Source organism: Nocardiopsis sp. RV163 (assembly GCF_001029525.1).
In the GTDB taxonomy this organism is placed as follows: Bacteria; Actinomycetota; Actinomycetes; order Streptosporangiales; family Streptosporangiaceae; genus Nocardiopsis; species Nocardiopsis dassonvillei.
In genome coordinates this window covers 13,131-32,061 of the sequence record NZ_LEKI01000054.1, presented here as the reverse complement: position 1 = coordinate 32,061, position 18,931 = coordinate 13,131, and the positions used below count along the sequence as shown (strand labels likewise).

Below are 18,931 nucleotides of genomic sequence, written 5' to 3'. Positions count from 1 at the left end.
GACCCGAACCCCGCCGGTCAGGAGAGCCGACCGCCACGGACCCCCACGCAGGAAGGTGCATGGATGACGCGTGAGATGCGCTCCACCGCCGCCGCGGAGCCGGGACGCGCCTCGGGACTCGACCGCGTGCGCGCCCTCTACCACCGGATCCCCCTCGGCAGACGGCTCGTGTCCGCGCTGGTCATGCTGACCGTGGTCGCCGTCGTCGCGCTCGTCGCGGGAGCCTCCGTCCTCGGCGCGGTCGCCGGGGCCCTGGTCCTGCTCATGGTCCTGGCCGCCCTCATGCGCTCCGTGGACGCCTTCGCCACCGTCATGGTGTGCGTGCTCTGGCTCGCGGTGGCCGTCCCCCTCTTCCAGATCCCCCTCACGGGTGAACCCGTCACGCTGCTGGTCCTGCCCCTGCCCCCGCTCGTGGTCCTGGCCGCCGGGCGGGCGCGCGAGTTCCCCGTCTGGCACACCGCCCTGCTCTCGCTGACCGCCGGGCTCATCGCCGGGTTCTCCCTGGCACTGGTCGGACTGGTCGTCGAGCCCTTCGCCGCCTCCTGGGGGATAGCCCTGCTCTACGCCGCCGCGGGCGCCTGCCTGCTGTGGCGGCTGTCGGCCTCGCGCCAGATCCACCGTGAGAGCGAGGCCAACCGGCGCGAGACAGCCAAGTCCATGCCCGTCTCGCGCCGCAACGGCGGCGCGGGCCCCGCGAACGCGCCCGGGGACGGAGCCGAGGGCCGCACCCGGACGCTGCGCGCGCGCACCGGCAGCGGCTCCCGAGGCGCCCCTGCCGCCGACGCCGACGACGAGCCCGTCCCCGTCGACCAGGCCCTGGCCGAACTGGAGGACATGGTCGGCCTCGACCCGGTCAAACAGCAGGTGCGCGGGATCGCCGCCTCCATCGAGGCGGCCCGCCTGCGCGCCGACGCGGGCTTCCCCGTAGAGCGGCCCCTGCGTCACCTGGTCTTCTCCGGCCCGCCCGGCACAGGCAAGACCAGCGTCGCCCGCACCCTGGCCACCATCTTCCATTCCTTCGGGCTGCTGCCCACCTCCCGCGTTGTCGAGGCCCAGCGCGCCGACCTCGTGGGGGAGTACCTGGGCGCGACCGCCATCAGGACCAACGAGCTCATCGACCGGGCGCTGGGCGGCGTGCTGTTCGTGGACGAGGCCTACTCCCTGGTCAACGAGGGCGACGGCCAGGCCGACCGGTTCGGCAACGAGGCCGTGCAGACCCTGCTCAAGCGCGCCGAGGACGACCGCGACCGGCTCGTCGTCGTCCTGGCCGGGTACGAGAAGGAGATGGACGCCTTCCTGGCCTCCAACCCCGGTCTGGCCTCGCGCTTCGCCACGCGCATCAACTTCCCCAGCTACACCGCCGACGAGCTGTTCCGCATCGCCGAGTCCCTCGTCCACCAGCGCGGCGACACCCTCGACGAGGGAGCCGCCCAAGCGTTGCGGCGCAGGTTCGACCAGGTGGTCCAGCGCGAGGTGGTCGACGAGCTCGGCAACGGCCGCTTCGCCCGCTCGGTTGTCGAGAAGGCCGCCCAGGCCCGCGACGTGCGAGTGGTCACCGCCGGAGTGGACGGCGCGGAGCCCGCGCCCCGGCCCGAGGCCGAGGACCTCATCACCGTCCGAGCCTCGGACGTGGAGGCCGCCCACCGGGAGCTGACCTCGCGCCTGCCCGGTTTCGGTGAGGCGCCCGGCATCGGCGAGGCGATGGCCGAACTGGACGCCATGATCGGCCTGGAGCCGGTCAAGGAGCAGGTCCGCTCCATCGTGGCCCAGTTGCGGGTGGCCAAGCTCCGCGAGGAGCAGGGGCTGCTCAACCAGGCGCCCATGCGGCACTTCGTGTTCTCCGGTCCTCCCGGCACCGGCAAGACCACCGTCGCCCGGGTACTGGGCCGGGTCTTCGCGGCGCTGGGCCTCCTCGGCCGCGCCGACGTGGTCGAGGCCCAGCGCGCCGACCTGGTCGGCGAGCACCTGGGCGCCACAGCCGTCAAGACCAACCGGCTCGTGGACCGGGCGCTGGGCGGCGTGCTGTTCGTGGACGAGGCCTACTCCCTGGTCAACCCCGGCTACAGCGGCGGCGACGCCTTCGGCTCCGAGGCCATTCAGACCCTGCTCAAGCGGGCCGAGGACGACCGGTCCCGGCTCGTGGTCGTGCTCGCGGGCTACCCCGCGGAGATGGAGCGGTTCCTGGCCTCCAACGCCGGGCTGTCCTCGCGGTTCAACGTGCGGGTGCGCTTCCCCTCCTACACCGCCGACGAGCTCACCGAGATCGCCGACGCCGTGGCCGCCCGCACCGGCGACGCCTTCGACGACACCGCGCGCGAGGACCTGCGCAGCATCTTCGCGCACGTGTGCGAGGCCGGGTGGATCGACGAGCTCGGCAACGGCCGCTTCGCCCGCTCCCTGTTCGAGAAGGCGTGCTCCCACCGCGACCTGCGCGTGTCCCAGGAGCTGGGCGAGGCCGCGACCGCCGCCGAACTCACCGTTCTGACCAGCGCCGACGTCCGCAAGGCCTACGCCGAGGCGACGCAGTAGACCCGAGGGGCCGCGCACACGCGTGCTGCTAGTGTCCGGTCCATGACCGCTGCACCCACTTCCTCCTCCGCGTCCCCCGTCGCCCAGGCGCTCATCCTCGCCGGGGGCCAGGCCACCCGGCTGCGGCCCTACACCGACACCCGCCCCAAGGCGATGGTGGAGGTGGCCGGACGGCCCATCATCGACTACCAGTTGGAGTGGCTCACCGGCCACGGAGTCGAACACGTCGTCGTCTCCTGCGGCTACATGGCCGAGGTCCTGCGCGAGCACCTGGAGGCCCGCGAGGGCGGCCCGCGGATCACGCTCCTGGTCGAGGACGAGCCGCTGGGCCGCGGCGGAGCCCTGCGCTTCGCCTCCACCGGTCTGCGCGACCCGGAGGCCCCCTACTTCGCGCTCAACGGCGACGTGCTCACCTGGTTCCCCTTGGACGAGATGACCGCCCACCACCGGGAGCGGGGCGGCCTGGCCACCCTGGCCCTGGCCCAGTTCCGCACCACCTGGGGCATCGTGGACGTGGACGACCAGGACCGGATCGAGGGCTTCACCCAGAGTCCGCTGCTGCCGGTGTGGATCAACGCCGGGGTGTACCTGTTCGAGCCGGGCGTCACCCCGCTGCTGCCGACCAGGGGCGACCACGAGTCCTCCACCTTCCCCGAACTGGCTGAGGAGGGGCGTCTGACCGCCTACCGCATCGACGGCTTCTGGCGCGGCGTGGACACCGCCAAGGACGTCAAGGAGGCGGGGGAGCGGATCACCGCCATGCGCGAGGACGCCTGACCCCGGCCGGGGAAGAGCGGACGTCGGCTGACCGGGCGCCGGGGAGGATGGGTATCGTCACCAAGGTGACGAATGACGGTTTCCTCCTCTCCAGCGCCCCCAACTTCCGCGACCTGGGCGGACACCGCACCGCCTCGGGCCGCACGGTCCGCCGCGGGCTCGTGTACCGCTCCGACGCCCTGCACGCGATCGCCGACGGCGAAATGCCCGCCTACAACGGCCTGGGCATCCGCCAGCTCGTGGACCTGCGCACCCCGCACGAACGCGAGACCCTCCCCGACGTGGTCCCCGAGGGCGCCGAGTACGCGGTCGTGGCCGTGCAGGACCCCGGTGCGGCCGGGGCGAACTTCTCCCTGGCCCTGGCCGACCCCGAGAAGGCCCGCCTCATGTTCGCCGACGGCGCCGCCGAGCGCTTCATGCACGGCGTCTACCGCGAGCTGGTCACCGACGCCGAGGCGCTCACCGGGTACCGGGAGCTGGTCGAACGGGTGGCCCGCGGCCCGGCGGCCCTGGTCTTCCACTGCAGCGCGGGCAAGGACCGCACCGGCTGGGGAGCCGCCCTGCTGCTCGGTCTGCTGGGCGTGGACCGCGAGGCCGTGGTCGCCGACTACCTCGCCAGCAACGAGCGCCAGGCCAACACCGACGAGTGGATGCGCAGGCTCGCCCGGCACAGCGCCCTGGACTGGGAGGAGGTCGTCCCCATGACGCGGGTGCGCGCCGAGTACCTGGAGACCGCCTTCGCCCACGTGGACGAGGTCCACGGCTCCTTCGACGCCTACGTCACCGAGGGTCTCAAGCTCTCCGACGCCACCGTCGAGCAGCTGCGCGAGCGCATGCTGGAGTAGGCGCGGCGCCGGGGCGCGCGGCCTACAGCGCGTCCAGGCGGCGGCGCAGGTCGCTCTCGCCCGAGGCGGCCTCCAACACCTCGCCCAGGGCGGCCAGCACGCCGGGCCGGTCCACTCCCCGGTCCAGCATCCGGCGGGCCGCCGCCCACAGGTTCGCGGGCCTGCCGTGCCACAGCCGCCGTGCCAGGCGCTCGTGCCGGTCCAGCTCCCGCTCCCGCTCGGGGTCGTCGCCGGTCACCGGCCGGTACCACCGGTCCTGCCCGCTGGAGTGGCGGCCGCTGTGCGGCGTGGCCGCCTCGTACTCGCCGTAGTGGTCCAGGCGCAGCAGCGCTCTGCGGCCCCGGGCCGTGTCCGGGTCGAACTCCTCAGGCGCCCACGTCACCAGCTCGCTGGCCAGCAGCGGGAACGCGAACATCCGACGCGCCAGCGACGAGAAGTCGCCGTCCGGCATCAGCCGCCGCACCGCCTCCTGGCGCAGCCCCAGCGGGCGTGCCGGGTCGCGGTAGGTGCGGGTGAACTCCGCGGTGGACTCCCACACCGCGTCCAGCGTCGCCCCCACCGCCACCTGCGGCAGCCCGCCGCGTCGGCCCGCCCAGCGCACCCAAGCCGCCAGCACGTGCGGCATGGCCTCCTGCTCCTCGGGCAGCAGGACCACCCGGCCGGGCAGCCAGTGCAGCAGGAAGGACTCCACCTTGCGCGGGCTGACGCGCATCGGCCGACCGCCGTCCACGTCGCAGCCGTGCGTGATGATGTGGTCGGCGCAGCGGCTCGCCGCGTAGGAGTCGGAGAGCTCGGCGGCCTCGTCCGAGGCCAGGAAGCGTGCGGCCAGCACCGCCCGCCGGTCGCGCCGCCACACCGGGGCGGGGAAGGGGTCCACCCCCTCAGGATGTGTGGGCAGGGACCGCACCCGCGCGTTGGCCAGGGCGAAGTGCGCGGCCAGCGACCCCCCGGTCAGGTCGGAGACCTTCAGTCCCACCGGCTCCACGAGCGCCCCCGAGGCCCGGTCGGCCGGTGTGCCCGCCACCACCTGCTCCGTGCGTTGCAGGGCCCGCGACAGCAGCGCGCGCGCCTCGGTCAGCTCCACCTGCGTGAACCGCGCGAACTCGTCCGCCTCGGCCCTGGCCCGGCAGCTCTCCAGTAACTGCTCGACCTTGGTGGTCACCCAGGCGTCGCGCAGCACGCCGCCGCCGTTGTGGTCCAGGACCAGGATCAGCGCGTGCTCGGGCGGCAGCGAGCCCCGGTGGCCGGGGTGGCCGCCGTCACGGCTGAACACGCACACGAAGTCCTCGGTGTCACCGAACTGGTCGGTGCTGACGTAGACGGCCACCGGTGTGACCGCGCCGAGCTGGGAGGCCCAAGCCGGTACCTGGAGGCCGCTCTCGCGGAGCGCGATCATCCCCTGTTCGGCCAGGCCCCGCTGCTCGGACGACGTGCCCAGGGCGGTGACCGCCGCGAGCACGCCCAGCCCCGCGGGTTTGCCCGAGGCGGTGGCGTGCGCCACCAGGCCCTCGCCGAGCAGTCTCTCCACGTCCACCCCGGGGACCCGCTCCCCCCACCACGTGCCGAGCAGTTCGCTGAAGGCGAGTTCGGCGTCGAGCGGGTGGCGCATGGCCAGCAGCGCTCTGGCGGCGCGCAGCATCTCGTCGAAGACGGCGCGGGGAACCGGTTCGGAACCTGGGGACGGAGGCATCGGGGAGGGCACCACCCGAGCGTATGCCAGCCCCGGGTGTGCGCTCCTCCGTTCCCGCGAACCGGCGCCTGCACCGGGCGCGACCAAAGCGCGGCTCCCGTGGGGGGAGGCCGCTCCCCTGGTGGTGACGGTCGGGCTCAGCGCGGTTTCGGTATGCCCCGGTGGCCGCCGAACAGGGCCGCGGCCGATCTGCGCGCCGGCTTCCTGGCCGGCGGTGAGGGCGGCACGGAGTTCACCATCGCCTCCAGGTGTTCGCGGGCGACCCGCTCGACGAGGTGCGGCGTGACCGTGATGCCCAGGTGTTCGACGCAGTTCCAGGTGTCGCTGACGCAGCGTTCGACACATCGGTGGGACAGGGCACTGAACTCGTCGTGGAGCCGTGCCGAGATCCGACTGAGATCCTGGACCGGGAAGGTCTGGAGCATTCTCGCTCACACCCCTAGCTGGAGATGGCCTGGACGGTGACCTCCACCCATTTCACTTGTTCTGGACGGAGTGTCAACCCCTGTCCCGGCACGCTGTTGATAAAACCTCCGGGAAGCATCGTTTACTCGAACACCACCGTCATCGCAGTTCAACAAGACGAAAAGGGTTTTCCAGGCGTATAACCCCCCGGTTCCGAGTGGAGAACGCAAACCTCCCGGGAACTCCCATCGCCGGGAATGGGCGGAAAACACGTCGCCGAAAGTCTCCGCCCGCTGTGACACGACCCTCGGGTGGCCTATTGTTTACCTTCCGCGTCCGCGGGCGGCCTCCCTCCACGACGGCCGTTGCGTATGGACGGCTGTGTCTTATGCTTGAGCCGTGACAGCGGCCGAGAGGAGTCATCGAGCGTGACTCCCGGGAGCCGCGGAGCCCCCCGATCACCTTCGGCGCCGCGCGACTTCCGGCTTTCACGCCGGGGGCGGCAGGTCGACAGGGGCCGCGCGGCCCAGGCAGCACCCCCCAACGAAACACGGCTGGGGAATCGACGGTTCCGGAGGTGTCGAGCAGTTGAGCGCCGAGACGTCCATTCCGCCACCCCGGGTCAGCGGGGCGGAACTCCCCGACGCGGTCGGATCCCTCCTCACCGACTCCCCGATCGGGTTCGCCCTGCTCGGCCCCGACGGTCTCCTCGGCACGATCAACCAGCGCCTGGCCGCCGACGTCCTGGGGCGCGCCCCCGCCGAGTGCCTTGGCCGTGACCCCGGCGACCTGCTGGAGGAGAGCGGTGACCGCGACGCCGCCGCCGACCACCGGAGCGGCCCGGCCCGGGCGCGCGAGAGCGGACAGCCCGTCCGAGGGCGCCACCGCGCCCCCGCCGGACAGCCGTGGGACCTGACCTGGTTCCCCGTCACCGAACCGGACACGGACGAGGAGTACGTCGCCCTCATCGCCGTCCCCGCCGGTGAGGGCGCCGAACCCGCCGACGACGGCGCCGCCCTGCGCCGCGACGAGCAGCGCCTGCGCGCCCTGTTCCAGTCGGGCAACCAGATCGTCTGGGCCGCCGGGCCCGGCGGCGAGATCCGCGAGGACTGCCCCCAGTGGCGGGCCGTCACCGGCCAGGAGTTGGAGCACTACCTGGGCCGGGGCTGGCTCGACGCCCTTCACCCCGAGGACCGCCCCCGCGTCGAGCGCGCGTGGGAGGACTCCGTCCTGGACGTCACCCCCTTCGACGCCATGTTCCGCGTGCGCACCCGCTCGGGCGGTTACGGCCACTACCGGGCCAGGGCCCACCCGGTCATGGAGGGGACGCGGACCGCCGAGTGGATCGGCACCCTCGCCGACATCACCAACGAGCGCGAGGCCGACGAACTCCGCCAGCGCCTCAACCAGCAGCTCAGCGAGGCGGCCATGCGCACCGCCCGCCTCCAGAAGGCCACCTCCGACCTGGCCGAGGCGCTCACCGCCGACGAGGTCGTCAACGCCATGTCCGAGATCGGCCGCTCCGGGGTGGGCGCCGACCACACCTGCGTCGTCCTGCTGGACCGCGACCGCCTGCGGCTGCGCACCATCGCCGCCGCGCACGCCCACCAGTTGCCCCGCTCCACCTTCCCCACGGGCCACCCCGACATCGCCGCTCTGGCGGTGGCCGACCGGCTGCCCCGCCTGGCCGCCAACCCGGCCGAGCTGGGCGCGCTGTTCGACGGCGCGCCCGAGGTCGACGAACTCGTCGGGTCCACGCCAGAGCGGGCCTGGATCGCGCTGCCGATGATGACCGCGGGGCGCCCCATCGGTGCGCTGCGCTTCGCCTTCTCCACCCCGCGCGAGGTCTCCGACGACGAGCGCGTGTTCCTGGAGGCCCTGGCCGGGCAGTGCGCGCTGGCCATCGGCCGCGCGACCCTCTACGAGCAGGAGCACAGCACCGCCGAGGAGCTCCAGCGCAGCCTGCTGCCCGAGGAACTGCCCGGGGTGCGCGGCGTGCGCCTGGCCGCCTACTACCGGTCCGGGTCGCAGAACGTGCAGGTCGGCGGCGACTGGTACGACGCCTTCCCGCTGCCGGACGGCCGCGTCGCCGGGGTGCTCGGCGACGTCATGGGCAAGGGCATCCCGGCCGCGGCCGGGATGAGCCGCATCCGCAACGCGCTGCGCGCCCTGGCTTTCTCCATGCCCGAGCCCGCCGACGTCCTGGCCGGCCTGGATCGCATGTTCTCGGCCACGGAGGGTATGGACCAGGTCACCACACTGGTCTACTTCGTGCTCGACCCCGTCACCGGACAGCTCGACCTCAGCAACGCGGGACACCTCCCGCCGCTGGTCGTGGCGGGTGGCGCACGGCCGTCACTGCTCGACACCGAACCCGACACGCCGCTCGGGGTCAGCTCCCCGCGGGGCCACCACAAATTCTTCGTCCAACCCGGTAACACCGTCGCCCTGTACTCCGATGGACTGGTTGAGAACCGCAAAAGGTCCGTCTACTCCGGACTCGACGAGCTCGTCCACGTGGCGTCCTCGGCCCCTCCGGAGGTGGTGGGCGATCCACAGCAGATGCTGGAGTACCTTGTTGAGAGCATGCTCGATGGGTATGAGCAGGACGACGACGTCACGCTGCTCGCCGTCCAGCTTCCGGTGATCGACTCCGCGCCGGAGCGGTAGTGCCGGTTCGAGGCGAACTGGTGGACACCGGTCTGTGGCGGACCGGTGCGCACCGGTCCGCGCCGTGCCGGTGAACCGGCGGCAGACCGACGGCAGACCGTACGAACAAGTCCATTGCCTTGCCTACAGTGAAGAAGCCGTTCCGCCCCGCGATGCCGGGGTGATCCTCTGCGGGGGTGACCTCCGGGAGCGCATACGCTGGACGGGGACGACCCTGGAGAGCGCATACGCTTGAAAGACCAACGGCTTCCCCGCCCCAGTGGGGACGATCCCAGGCCGCAGGTGGGAGAGGGCGCGGTGCCCGGTCCCGGCCAGGCGGACCACCGGGTCCGACAATCTCGCCACACGTCCGTTCGAGAGGTGTTTGTGTCATCTGCCAGTTCGACTCGCTCGAAGCAGTCCGAGTCACTGCAAGAGCCCGTCATTCAGCAGCTGATCGAGCGTGGGCGGTCCCAGGGCTTCCTTGAGCCCGAGGACGTGCGCCGTGCCTTCGAAGAGGCCGAAATCCCGATGTCGCAGGCGCAGTCCGTGCTCCGCAGCCTCGCGAAGGAGGGCGTGACCGTGCTCGTCCCCGAGTCGGCCTCCTCCCGGCGCAAGGCGCCGCGGCGCAAGCCGGCGACCACCAAGACGGCGGCCACGCGGTCCACCTCGACCAGGTCCACCAAGACCACCGCGACGAGCAGGGCCGCCAAGCCCGTGCGCGCGGCGGCGGCCCAGGAGCAGAACGAGACGGTCACCGCCGTGGTCGGTTCCTCCGAGGACGCCGGGGGCGAGGCCAAGGCGGAGAAGAAGCCCGCGGCCAAGAAGCCCGCCAAGAAGGCGGCGCCCAAGAAGCCCGCGACCAAGGCCGCCAAGACCACTGCTGCCAAGGGCCCGGCAGCCAAGACCACCGGCCTCAAGGCCGCCGCCAAGAAGACGGCGACCAAGGAGCTCGGGCTCGCGGCTGACGGCGAGTTCGACGAGGCCGAGGACGGCCTGGACGACCTCGAGCACACCGGCGCCGAGCTGGAGCTGGTCGAGGACACCCCGGACCCGGCGGACAAGGACCTCAAGCCCGCCAAGCCCGAGGCCGTGGGCGCCCCGACCAAACCCGCCAACGAGGACGAGTCCTTCGTCCTCTACGACGACGATGACGACGCCCCCGCGGCGCAGGTCGTGGCCGCGGGCGCGACGGCGGACCCGGTCAAGGACTACCTCAAGCAGATCGGCAAGGTTCCGCTGCTCAACGCCGAGCAGGAGGTCGAACTCGCCAAGCGGATCGAGGCCGGCCTGTTCGCCGAGGAGAAGCTGGCGGAGGAGCCCGAGCTCCTCACCGTCGAGCTGCGTGACGAGCTGGAGTGGATCGCCGAGGACGGCGGCCGCGCCAAGAAGCACCTGCTGGAGGCCAACCTCCGGCTCGTGGTCTCGCTCGCCAAGCGCTACACCGGCCGCGGCATGCTCTTCCTGGACCTGATCCAGGAGGGCAACCTCGGTCTGATCCGCGCGGTGGAGAAGTTCGACTACACCAAGGGCTTCAAGTTCTCCACCTACGCCACGTGGTGGATCCGCCAGGCGATCACCCGGGCCATGGCCGACCAGGCGCGCACCATCCGCATCCCGGTGCACATGGTCGAGGTCATCAACAAGCTGGCCCGCGTCCAGCGCCAGATGCTCCAGGACCTGGGCCGCGAGCCCACCCCGGAGGAGCTGGCCAGGGAACTCGACATGACCCCGGAGAAGGTCGTCGAGGTGCAGAAGTACGGCCGCGAGCCGATCTCCCTGCACACCCCGCTGGGCGAGGACGGCGACAGCGAGTTCGGCGACCTCATCGAGGACTCCGAGGCGATCCAGCCGGGCGAGGCGGTCAGCTTCACCCTGCTCCAGGAGCAGCTCCACTCGGTGCTGGACACGCTGTCCGAGCGTGAGGCGGGCGTGGTGTCCATGCGCTTCGGTCTCACCGACGGCCAGCCGAAGACTTTAGACGAGATCGGCAAGGTCTACGGGGTCACCCGTGAGCGCATCCGGCAGATCGAGAGCAAGACGATGTCGAAGCTCCGCCACCCGTCGCGTTCGCAGGTGCTCCGCGACTACCTGGACTAGGTTCACCCGGGTGGTCGGCCGGCCGGCGGCCCTGGCGCGCTGACCGGCGGCTGAAGAGAACCGGACCGGCCCCGGGTCGGCGCGCCTGCCAGCAGGCGGGGCGCGCCGATCCGGGGCCGGCACCCCAGTCCCGCGCGGTTGTGGCGACGTCCGCGTGTGCCGGAGCAGCCCCCGTTGGTGCTCCGGGGTGCCCGTCGCGCTCGGGAGCGTCCTTGGCTCTCCCGGGCACTGTGTCATCCGAGGCACCGTTTCGTCCGAGGTGCCGTGTCATCCGATCCGACGGTGTCCATCGTCCCGCACTTACTGTAGGTGCGGCATAAAGTCGCGATATCGAGTCGTTATGCGACGGGGAGTGGCCTGCGGCCGCTCCCCGTTCTCCATGTGTCCGCAGGCCCTTTGCGGGCACACGGGCGCCGACCCGCCTCGGCGGTCCGCACCCGTTTCCCCGGCGTTCCCCTCAGTCGCGGACGACGACGTTCAGCACGTGCCGTTCGGGCAGCTCCACGGTGTGCCCGAGGTCGCGCAGGGCCGACACCAGCTCCTCGGGGGTGGCGGCGTCCACACCCTCCAGGAGCAGGGAGCGGGCGATGTCGCCCCGGGTGGCCTTGGCCATGTGGCTGACCACGGTCCGCCTGGCGACCCCGTCCACCGTGCGCTCGCGCAGTACCTTGACGGCCACGCCGGTGCCCGGAGCGTAGGCGGCGGCGTAGGCGGACGAGCGGCAGTCGACCAGGAGCTGTCCCCCGGTGAACTCGTCCAGGGGCGCGGCCGCCTCGCGGCGCCAGTAGGCGCCCAGCCCGCCCAGGGGCGGCAGCTTCACGCCCATGGACAGGCGGTACGGGGGCAGCCGGTCGGCGGGCCCGACCACTCCCCACAGCCCGGAGAAGATCAGGACCCGGGCGTCGGGGATGTGGGGCAGGCCGAGCCGGTCGTAGAGCACGCCCGTGTACAGGTCTGCCGCGCGCAGGGTCGGCGCGGTGGCCAGGTCCAGGTTGCGCTTGAGCGCGTCGGCCTGCCCGGCGCTGATCCCCAGGGTCTTCAGCGCGGCCTCCTCGGGCCCCGAGCACAGGTCCGCCAGCGCCGCCATGACCCGCTCGCGGGCTCCGGCCAGCTCCGGAAGGGTCAGCGTCCCCAGGTCCAGGCGGGGGCCCTCGCCGGAGGAGGCCTTGCCCTCGGACGGCGGCAGCAGGATGAGCATGGTGGAACTTCCCGGGTGGAGGCGGTGGTCGGGTACCCGCCCATGCTAGGACGTGTGCGGAGCCCGTTCCCGGTGTCGGAGGACCTGGACGGCGAGGGTGACGAAGGCGACGCACAGCAGGGCGTCCATCACGGCGCCCACGGGGACGAATCCCTTGAGGATGCCGTTGGCGTGCAGCGCCATCGAGAGGACGCACAGGAACCGGGCCGCGCCCACGGAACGGGTCGCGAGCAGTCCCGCGGCCAGGAGCACCCAGCCCAGGTTGGGGGCCCACACCAGCGCGTACACCACGTGCACCCGGGGATAGAGGAACCCGACGAACGCGGTGGCCAGCTCCGGGGAGTGTGCGTCGGTGAGCTGGAGGGCGACGAAGTTGGCGCCCTCGAAGAAGGCACCCACCATCAGCCCGAACAGGCACACGATCCCCGTGACGGCACCCAGCACGGGCCGGGTCCTGGCGATCGCGGTGGCCAGCCCGGTGAAGGCGGGCACCAGGAACAGCAGTCCGGCGAACCAGAGCCCGTACCCCCAGGCCATCTTGACGGGATCGTCGGCGTAGGCAGCGATCTGGTCCGGGAAGAAGAAGTGGTGCGGCGCCTTGAGCAGCTCCCCGGCCAGGAGCAGCGGCGGAGCCGCCGCCAGCGAGACGGCGGTCGGCCAGCGGCCGGGGAAGGGGCCGGGCACGGGGGCCTCGGCCCGTCCGGGCAGGTCGCGGACCAGGGCCGTTCTCAGGGACGCGGACGTGAAAGGGCTCTTTCGGGGAGTGGAACGCATGCGGCCATCCTCCCCACCGGGAGGGTGCCGTGTCAGGAACGCTGCCACGACGGTCCGCCGGGGGTTCGCACCCCCCGGGCACCCCTACCGGGGGCGGGCCGACGGGCGCCGCGGGCCCGCCGGATAGCATCGTCGGCTCCGGGCGAGGGGAGCGGGCGTGCACGAGTGGGCGCGGCGGGTGACGCGGGACTGGCCGCCGTTCGAGGTGGAGGAGCGCGGCGGCTGGCGGTTCGGCTTCGCGGAGGGGCTCACCAAGCGGGCCAACTGCGCGCTCGTGCTGGACCCGCACGCCCGGGTCGCCGAGGTCACCGCCTACTACACCGGGCGCGGGCTGAGGCCCTGCGTGCAGGTGTGGCCGGGCGAGGAGGAGGTCGACCGGCGGTTGGCGGAGCACGGCTACGCGGTGGTGGAGCCCTCGCTGGTCCTGGCCCGCGACCTGGGCGCGCGCCCCGACGCCCCGGGCACGTCCTCGGTGGCGGCCTCGCCCGGGCCCGGGTGGCCGACCACCGGGGCCGCGCGCATCCTCGGCCGGGTCGACGCCGCCTACGGAACGGCTGAACGGGGCCTCGGCCGGGGCGCGGCGGTGCTGGACGGGGAGTCGTTGGCGGTCTGCGCCATGTTCACCGACCCCGCGGCCCGCGGGCGCGGCGTGGCCTCCGGGCTGCTGGCCGACCTGCTGCGCTGGGGGTACGACCTCGGTGCGCGGCGGGCCTACCTGTGCGTGGTCGCCGACAACGCCCCGGCGCTCGGACTGTACGGGCGCGCGGGCTTCGCCGAGGCGTCGCGGTACCACAGTCGGGTACTGGAGGGCGCGCGCGAAGGCGGCGGCTCCTAAGAGGAGCCGCCGCCGGTGTTCAGGCCTGTTCTGTTGTGCTCTGTGGCTAACGCTCGTCCGTCTTGCTCTCGTTGAGCTTGTCGGTCTCGTCCTGGATGTCCGAGGCGATCTTTCGGAGAGAGTCGTCGTGCTTGCGCATGTGGTGGGCGCAGAACAGCAGCTCGCCGCCGGAGTTCAGCAGCACCCGGACGTAAGCCTGCGCACCACAGCGGTCGCAACGGTCAGCAGCCGTCAGCGGCTGGGTGGGGGCAAGGGTTCCAGTCACTTCGCCATCCTCAATACTCGGCGTTAGTCACCTCTGACAACATTTAACCCGACCAGGACGTTCCCAACCTGGTCCCGTGTACGCCGACAGCGGAATCTGCCTGGTTGATGCCTGGATGTCGTCTCATGTCCTTGTTGTACCCGCCCCATGGCCCGGCATCCCAGGAAAAGGGGAGCATCCGGGTCGCATCCACCGGAGGTGGTAGTCTCGCGCGGGGCAGGCCCCCGTCCTCCCGCCGGGCCCCGGTGGTAGCAAGCGACCGGCACGCCGCCCCCTATTCGTCAGTGCGGCGCGGTACAAAGGGCACGCACCGCACAGCGCCCTGATGGCCCTGAAGACGCAGGAGATGTCCGAGTGACCGCCTTGACCGCAGCCGTCCACGACCCCGAGGATTACTCCGCCCGACACCTGTCGGTCCTCGAAGGTCTTGAGGCGGTGCGCAAACGGCCGGGCATGTACATCGGGTCCACCGACAGCCGCGGCCTCACCCACTGCATGTGGGAGATCATCGACAACTCCGTGGACGAGGCCCTGGGCGGCTTCTGCACCCGGATCGACGTCACGCTGCACTCCGACGGGTCGGTGTCGGTCAGCGACGACGGACGCGGCATCCCCGTGGACGCCGAGCCCAAGTCCGGCCTGTCCGGTGTGGAACTGGTCATGACCAAGCTCCACGCGGGCGGCAAGTTCGGCTCCGGCTCCTACACCGCCTCCGGCGGCCTGCACGGTGTCGGCGCCTCGGTGGTCAACGCCCTGTCGTCGCGCGTGGACGTCGAGGTCGACCGCCAGGGCCGCACCCACGCGATCAGCTTCCGCCGGGGCATCCCCGGGCGCTTCGCCGGTTCCGGTCCCGACGCCGAGTTCACGCCGGTCTCGGGCCTGGAGCAGGTCCGCAAGGTGGCCCAGAAGATCACCGGCACCCGCATCCGGTTCTGGCCGGACATGCAGATCTTCCTCAAGGACGCCGACATCGCCCGCGAGGCGCTCCTGGACCGGGCCCGCCAGACCGCTTTCCTGGTGCCGGGGCTGACCCTCTCCGTGCGCGACGAGCGCGTGGAGGGTGAGCCCGCCCACGAGGAGGAGTTCCGCTTCGACGGCGGCATCGGCGAGTTCTGCACCTTCCTGGCCCCCGACGAGCCGGTCAGCGACGTGCTGCGCATCCAGGGCAGCGGCAACTTCACCGAGACAGTCCCGGTCCTGGACGACGCCGGGCACATGGTGCCCGCCGACGTCGAGCGCCGCCTGGACGTTGATGTCGCCCTGCGCTGGGGCACTGGCTACGACACCACCGTGCGCTCCTTCGTCAACGTCATCGCCACCCCCAAGGGCGGCACCCACATCAACGGCTTCGAACGGGCCCTTGTGCGGGTGATCAACGAGCAGCTCCGCACCACCAAGCTGCTGAGGAACAGCGACGACCCCGTCACCAAGGACGACACCCAGGAGGGGCTCACCGCGGTCGTCACCGTCCGCCTGCCCGAGCCCCAGTTCGAGGGCCAGACCAAGGAGATCCTCGGCACCTCAGCGGCGACCAGGATCGTCTCCCAGGTGGTCGGCAAGGAGCTTCGCGAGTTCCTGACCTCCACCAGGAAGGTGGAGAAGGCCAGGGCGCGCAGCGTCCTGGAGAAGGTGGTCGGCGCCGCCAAGGCCCGCCTGGCAGCGCGTCAGCAGCGCGAGACCCAGCGGCGCAAGACCGCCCTGGAGAACTCGGCGCTGCCCGCCAAGCTGGTGGACTGCCGCAGCGAGGGCCTGGAGCACAGCGAGCTGTTCATCGTCGAGGGGGACTCGGCGCTGGGCACCGCCAAGCTGGCCCGGGACTCGGAGTTCCAGGCGCTGCTGCCGATCCGGGGCAAGATCCTCAACGTGCAGAAGTCCTCGGTCACCGACATGCTCAAGAACGCCGAGTGCGCGGCCATCCTCCAGGTGGTCGGCGCCGGTTCGGGGCGCACCTTCGACATCGACGCTGCCCGCTACGGCCGGATCATCCTCATGGCCGACGCCGACGTGGACGGCGCGCACATCCGCTGCCTGCTGCTCACGCTCATCTACCGCTACATGCGGCCCATGCTGGAGGCCGGGCGGGTGTACGCGGCCGTGCCGCCGCTGCACCGCATCGAGCTGACCAACACCCGGCGCAAGCGCGGCAGCAAGCCCGAGGACCACTACGTCTACACCTACTCCGACGCCGAGCTCTCACGCACGCTGCTGGACCTGGAGAAGCGCAAGATCTCCTGGAAGGAGCCGGTGCAGCGCTACAAGGGCCTGGGCGAGATGGACGCCGACCAGCTCGCCGAGACCACCATGGACCCGCGTTACCGAACCCTGCGCCGGATCCGGGTGGAGCAGGCCGAGGAGGCCTCCTCCGTGTTCAACCTGCTGATGGGCAACGAGGTCGCCCCGCGCCGCCGCTTCATCCAGCAGGGAGCCCAGGAGCTGGACGTGGCCCGCATCGACACCTGACCGGGCCCCTCAGGGGGTCTGGGGCGGCTCCCAGACCCCCTCGGAGAGGAACCGGTCGATGGTCGCGCGGTAGGGGGACGGGTCCAGGCCCCGCTCCGCCACCCAGGCGTCGTTGTAGTAGCTGTGCTGGTAGCGTTCGCCGCCGTCGCAGATCAGCGTGACCACGCTGCCCCCGCGCCCCTCCCGGAGCATCCTGGCCACCAAGTGCCACACCCCCCACAGGTTGGTGCCCGTGGACCCTCCGGCGGACAGCCCGGTGCGGTCGTGCAGGTGGCGCATCGCGGCGATGCTCGCGGCGTCGGGCACCGGCATCATCAGGTCGATCACCGACGGCACGAAGCTCGGCTCCATGCGGGGACGGCCGATCCCCTCGATCCGGGAGGGCATCCCGGTGGCGTAGTCGGGCGCGCCGGTGACCCAGCCGGGGAAGAACGCCGAGTTCTCCGGGTCCACGACCGCCAACCGGGTGCCCAGGCGCCGGTAGCGCAGATAGCGGCCGATGGTGGCGGAGGTGCCGCCGGTGCCCGCGCCCACCACGATCCACTCCGGGCACGGGTGGCGCTCCATGGCCAACTGCTCGAAGACCGACTCGGCGATGTTGTTGTTGCCGCGCCAGTCCGTGGCCCGCTCTGCGTAGGTGAACTGGTCCATGTAGTGCCCGCCGGTCTCGGCGGCCAGTCGCTCGGCCTCGGCGTACATAGCGGGCGGTGCGTCCACGAAGTGGCACCTGCCGCCGTAGCGCTCGATCAGGGCGATCTTCTCCGGGCTGGTCCTGCGAGGGATGACCGTGATGAAGTCCAGGCCGACCAGTTGGGCGAAGTAGGCCTCCGACACCGCGGTGGAGCCCGAACTGGCCTCCACGATGGTGGTGCCCTCCCGGATCCACCCGTTGGCCAGCCCGTACAGGAACAGCGAGCGCGCGAGCCGGTGCTTGAGGCTGCCCGTGGGGTGCACGGACTCGTCCTTGAGGTACAGGTCGATGCCCCACTCCGGTGGGAGCGGGAACACGTGCAGATGGGTGTCGGCCGAGCGGTTGGCGTCGGCGACGACCCTGCGCACCGCCTCGTCCGCCCAGGAGCGGGCGCTGTCGTCGCACCGGTCCACCCACGGGGTGTCGTCGCCCGGCCGCGGACCTGTCGGTGAGGATGCCATGCCCAGCAGCGTAGCCCGCACACGGGAGGGGCCGGGCCCCGAGGGGCCCGACCCGCTCCTGCTCGTACGGGGGCGTCCAGACGGCCCGGTCCCGGGGGCACTCGGGGCGGGGGCCTGCCCTGTCCCGGCGCGCACGCGGGCGCGCCGGACCGGAGGGGCCCTCAGTCCAGTGAGCCCCCGGACATCACCGCGTGCATGCGCCGGTAGGTGGCCGCCTCCTCGTGGCGGCTCTGGCGCTCCAGCGTGCGCGCCAGGGCGATGTGCGCCCAGTTGTCCACCGGGTCCAGCTCGATGATCCTGCGGAAGGTCCGCTCGGCCTTGTTGAGCTGTGCGGAGTGGAAGTAGGCGCGGCCCAGCAGCTCCAGCAGGGAGCGGCTGTCCGGTTCGTCGTCGACGATCGGTTCGAGGGTGCGGGCGGCGTAGATGGGGTCGCCCAGCTCCATGAACATGCGGGCGCGGTTGAAGGTGTCGTAGGTGTTCTCTTCCACGGTGCTCCTTCCGACGGCGCGGGGCCGTCCCGGATCACAACGGCCGGAGTACCGGTCGCATTCCCTGGTGGGGCGTGTGGGACGGAGGCGCGGGCAGGAGCCCGTCGGGTCCTACCGCGCCTTCCGGTCCCACTGAAGAGATCCCCGCCCACGTGCGGCGCACACGTGGCCGACCCCGGTCACCGCCTCCGCTCGGGAGCGGTCACAGGTCCGTCATGGTGATCCGGCCGGTGTCCACGTCGTACAGCGCGCCCGCGACCGGCAGGCCCTCGGGCAGCAGAGGGTGGTGGCGGATGCGCTCAAGGTCGTGCCGCAGGGCGCCCAGCTGGTCGTTGTCGGTGTGGAACTCCAGGCTGCGTGTGTCCACTCCGTACTGCTCCTCGATGAGGTCGTGAACGGCGTCGTCGCTCTCCACGGAGGCCATCTTGCACCGGGTGTGCGGCATGACCAGCACCCGGTCCACACCGAGCAGGTACACCGCCAGCACCAGGGTGCGCAGGGTGTCGTCGGTCACGCGCGCGCCGGCGTTGCGCAGGATCTTGGCGTCACCGGGCTTGAGACCGAGCATGTCCAAAGGCTCGATCCTGGAGTCCATGCAGGTCACCAGGCCCAGACCGCGCGCGGCGACGGGTTCGAGCCCGGAGAGGGAGAAGGACTCGGCGTAGGCGTCGTTGGCCGGTAGGAAATCGTCGAAGGCACTGGAGGAAGTGGTGCCGCTGTTGTCGCTCACGTGGAGGCGCTCCCTTGTCCCGTGGTCGCGGACG

General features: G+C 71.8%; 15 protein-coding genes. 7 read left to right on the top strand and 8 right to left on the bottom strand.

The window, feature by feature from the left end; genetic code table 11:
- Positions 1–63 precede the first annotated feature (63 nt).
- The 3 genes from ABD54_RS12215 to ABD54_RS12205 are packed head-to-tail and all read left to right on the top strand — an operon-like array spanning position 64 to position 4,151.
- Complete coding sequence (locus tag ABD54_RS12215) at positions 64–2,529, top strand: AAA family ATPase (protein WP_047869581.1); 2,466 nt, start codon at positions 64–66, stop codon at positions 2,527–2,529.
- Positions 2,530–2,571: 42 nt separating this feature from the next.
- A complete protein-coding gene (locus ABD54_RS12210; protein ID WP_047869580.1) occupies positions 2,572–3,306 on the top strand; it encodes a nucleotidyltransferase family protein in 735 nt (244 codons plus the stop codon).
- A 47-nt stretch (positions 3,307–3,353) separates the two neighbouring features.
- Positions 3,354–4,151 carry a tyrosine-protein phosphatase gene (locus ABD54_RS12205; RefSeq protein ID WP_047869579.1) on the top strand — a complete coding sequence of 266 codons (798 nt, stop codon included), beginning with the start codon at positions 3,354–3,356 and terminating at the stop codon, positions 4,149–4,151.
- Positions 4,152–4,173: 22 nt separating this feature from the next.
- Here the strand turns inward: ABD54_RS12205 and ABD54_RS12200 are convergent, their stop codons facing one another.
- Positions 4,174–5,790 (bottom strand): hypothetical protein, encoded by a 1,617-nt coding sequence (locus ABD54_RS12200; RefSeq protein WP_047869583.1) that lies wholly within the window; start codon positions 5,788–5,790, stop codon positions 4,174–4,176.
- A 188-nt stretch (positions 5,791–5,978) separates the two neighbouring features.
- Entirely contained in the window at positions 5,979–6,266 is a 288-nt protein-coding gene (locus ABD54_RS12195; protein ID WP_047869578.1) for a hypothetical protein, read from the bottom strand.
- A gap of 568 nt (positions 6,267–6,834) precedes the next feature.
- Between ABD54_RS12195 and ABD54_RS12190 the strand changes: the two genes are divergently transcribed.
- On the top strand, positions 6,835–8,916 hold the full coding sequence (locus ABD54_RS12190; protein WP_047869577.1) for a SpoIIE family protein phosphatase: 2,082 nt from the start codon (positions 6,835–6,837) through the stop codon (positions 8,914–8,916).
- Positions 8,917–9,282: 366 nt separating this feature from the next.
- On the top strand, positions 9,283–10,995 hold the full coding sequence (locus tag ABD54_RS12180) for an RNA polymerase sigma factor (RefSeq protein WP_082166787.1): 1,713 nt from the start codon (positions 9,283–9,285) through the stop codon (positions 10,993–10,995).
- A 457-nt stretch (positions 10,996–11,452) separates the two neighbouring features.
- Here the strand turns inward: ABD54_RS12180 and yaaA are convergent, their stop codons facing one another.
- The gene (gene yaaA / locus ABD54_RS12175) at positions 11,453–12,193 is read right to left on the bottom strand and encodes a peroxide stress protein YaaA (RefSeq protein ID WP_047869574.1); all 741 of its coding nucleotides are present in this window, start codon (positions 12,191–12,193) and stop codon (positions 11,453–11,455) included.
- 45 nt (positions 12,194–12,238) lie between these two features.
- Positions 12,239–12,967 (bottom strand): hypothetical protein, encoded by a 729-nt coding sequence (locus ABD54_RS12170; protein ID WP_047869573.1) that lies wholly within the window; start codon positions 12,965–12,967, stop codon positions 12,239–12,241.
- 157 nt (positions 12,968–13,124) lie between these two features.
- On the opposite strand from ABD54_RS12170, the gene ABD54_RS12165 reads away from it, so the two are divergent.
- Positions 13,125–13,802: a GNAT family N-acetyltransferase gene (locus ABD54_RS12165; protein ID WP_047869572.1), complete on the top strand. Its 678-nt coding sequence runs from the start codon at positions 13,125–13,127 to the stop codon at positions 13,800–13,802.
- A gap of 46 nt (positions 13,803–13,848) precedes the next feature.
- Here the strand turns inward: ABD54_RS12165 and ABD54_RS12160 are convergent, their stop codons facing one another.
- Positions 13,849–14,067 carry a hypothetical protein gene (locus ABD54_RS12160; RefSeq protein WP_047869571.1) on the bottom strand — a complete coding sequence of 73 codons (219 nt, stop codon included), beginning with the start codon at positions 14,065–14,067 and terminating at the stop codon, positions 13,849–13,851.
- Positions 14,068–14,421: 354 nt separating this feature from the next.
- On the opposite strand from ABD54_RS12160, the gene ABD54_RS12155 reads away from it, so the two are divergent.
- A complete protein-coding gene (locus ABD54_RS12155; protein ID WP_047869570.1) occupies positions 14,422–16,527 on the top strand; it encodes a type IIA DNA topoisomerase subunit B in 2,106 nt (701 codons plus the stop codon).
- Positions 16,528–16,536: 9 nt separating this feature from the next.
- Here the strand turns inward: ABD54_RS12155 and ABD54_RS12150 are convergent, their stop codons facing one another.
- The 3 genes from ABD54_RS12150 to ABD54_RS12140 form a co-directional block, all read right to left on the bottom strand.
- On the bottom strand, positions 16,537–17,679 hold the full coding sequence (locus ABD54_RS12150; RefSeq protein ID WP_047869582.1) for a PLP-dependent cysteine synthase family protein: 1,143 nt from the start codon (positions 17,677–17,679) through the stop codon (positions 16,537–16,539).
- A gap of 161 nt (positions 17,680–17,840) precedes the next feature.
- Positions 17,841–18,167 (bottom strand): M48 family metallopeptidase, encoded by a 327-nt coding sequence (locus tag ABD54_RS12145; protein ID WP_013154318.1) that lies wholly within the window; start codon positions 18,165–18,167, stop codon positions 17,841–17,843.
- Positions 18,168–18,369: 202 nt separating this feature from the next.
- Positions 18,370–18,897, bottom strand: coding sequence for a carbonic anhydrase (locus ABD54_RS12140; protein ID WP_047869569.1), 528 nt, complete (start codon positions 18,895–18,897; stop codon positions 18,370–18,372).
- Positions 18,898–18,931 lie beyond the last annotated feature (34 nt).

Coding starts and splice junctions, on each gene's coding strand:
- ABD54_RS12210 (WP_047869580.1), top strand. CDS start 2,572: ATGACCGCTGCACCCACTTCCTCCTCCGCGTCCCCCGTCGCCCAGGCG.
- ABD54_RS12205 (WP_047869579.1), top strand. CDS start 3,354: ATGGGTATCGTCACCAAGGTGACGAATGACGGTTTCCTCCTCTCCAGC.
- ABD54_RS12150 (WP_047869582.1), bottom strand. CDS start 17,679: ATGGCATCCTCACCGACAGGTCCGCGGCCGGGCGACGACACCCCGTGG.
- ABD54_RS12215 (WP_047869581.1), top strand. CDS start 64: ATGACGCGTGAGATGCGCTCCACCGCCGCCGCGGAGCCGGGACGCGCC.
- yaaA (WP_047869574.1), bottom strand. CDS start 12,193: ATGCTCATCCTGCTGCCGCCGTCCGAGGGCAAGGCCTCCTCCGGCGAG.
- ABD54_RS12200 (WP_047869583.1), bottom strand. CDS start 5,790: ATGCTGCGCGCCGCCAGAGCGCTGCTGGCCATGCGCCACCCGCTCGAC.
- ABD54_RS12170 (WP_047869573.1), bottom strand. CDS start 12,967: ATGCGTTCCACTCCCCGAAAGAGCCCTTTCACGTCCGCGTCCCTGAGA.
- ABD54_RS12195 (WP_047869578.1), bottom strand. CDS start 6,266: ATGCTCCAGACCTTCCCGGTCCAGGATCTCAGTCGGATCTCGGCACGG.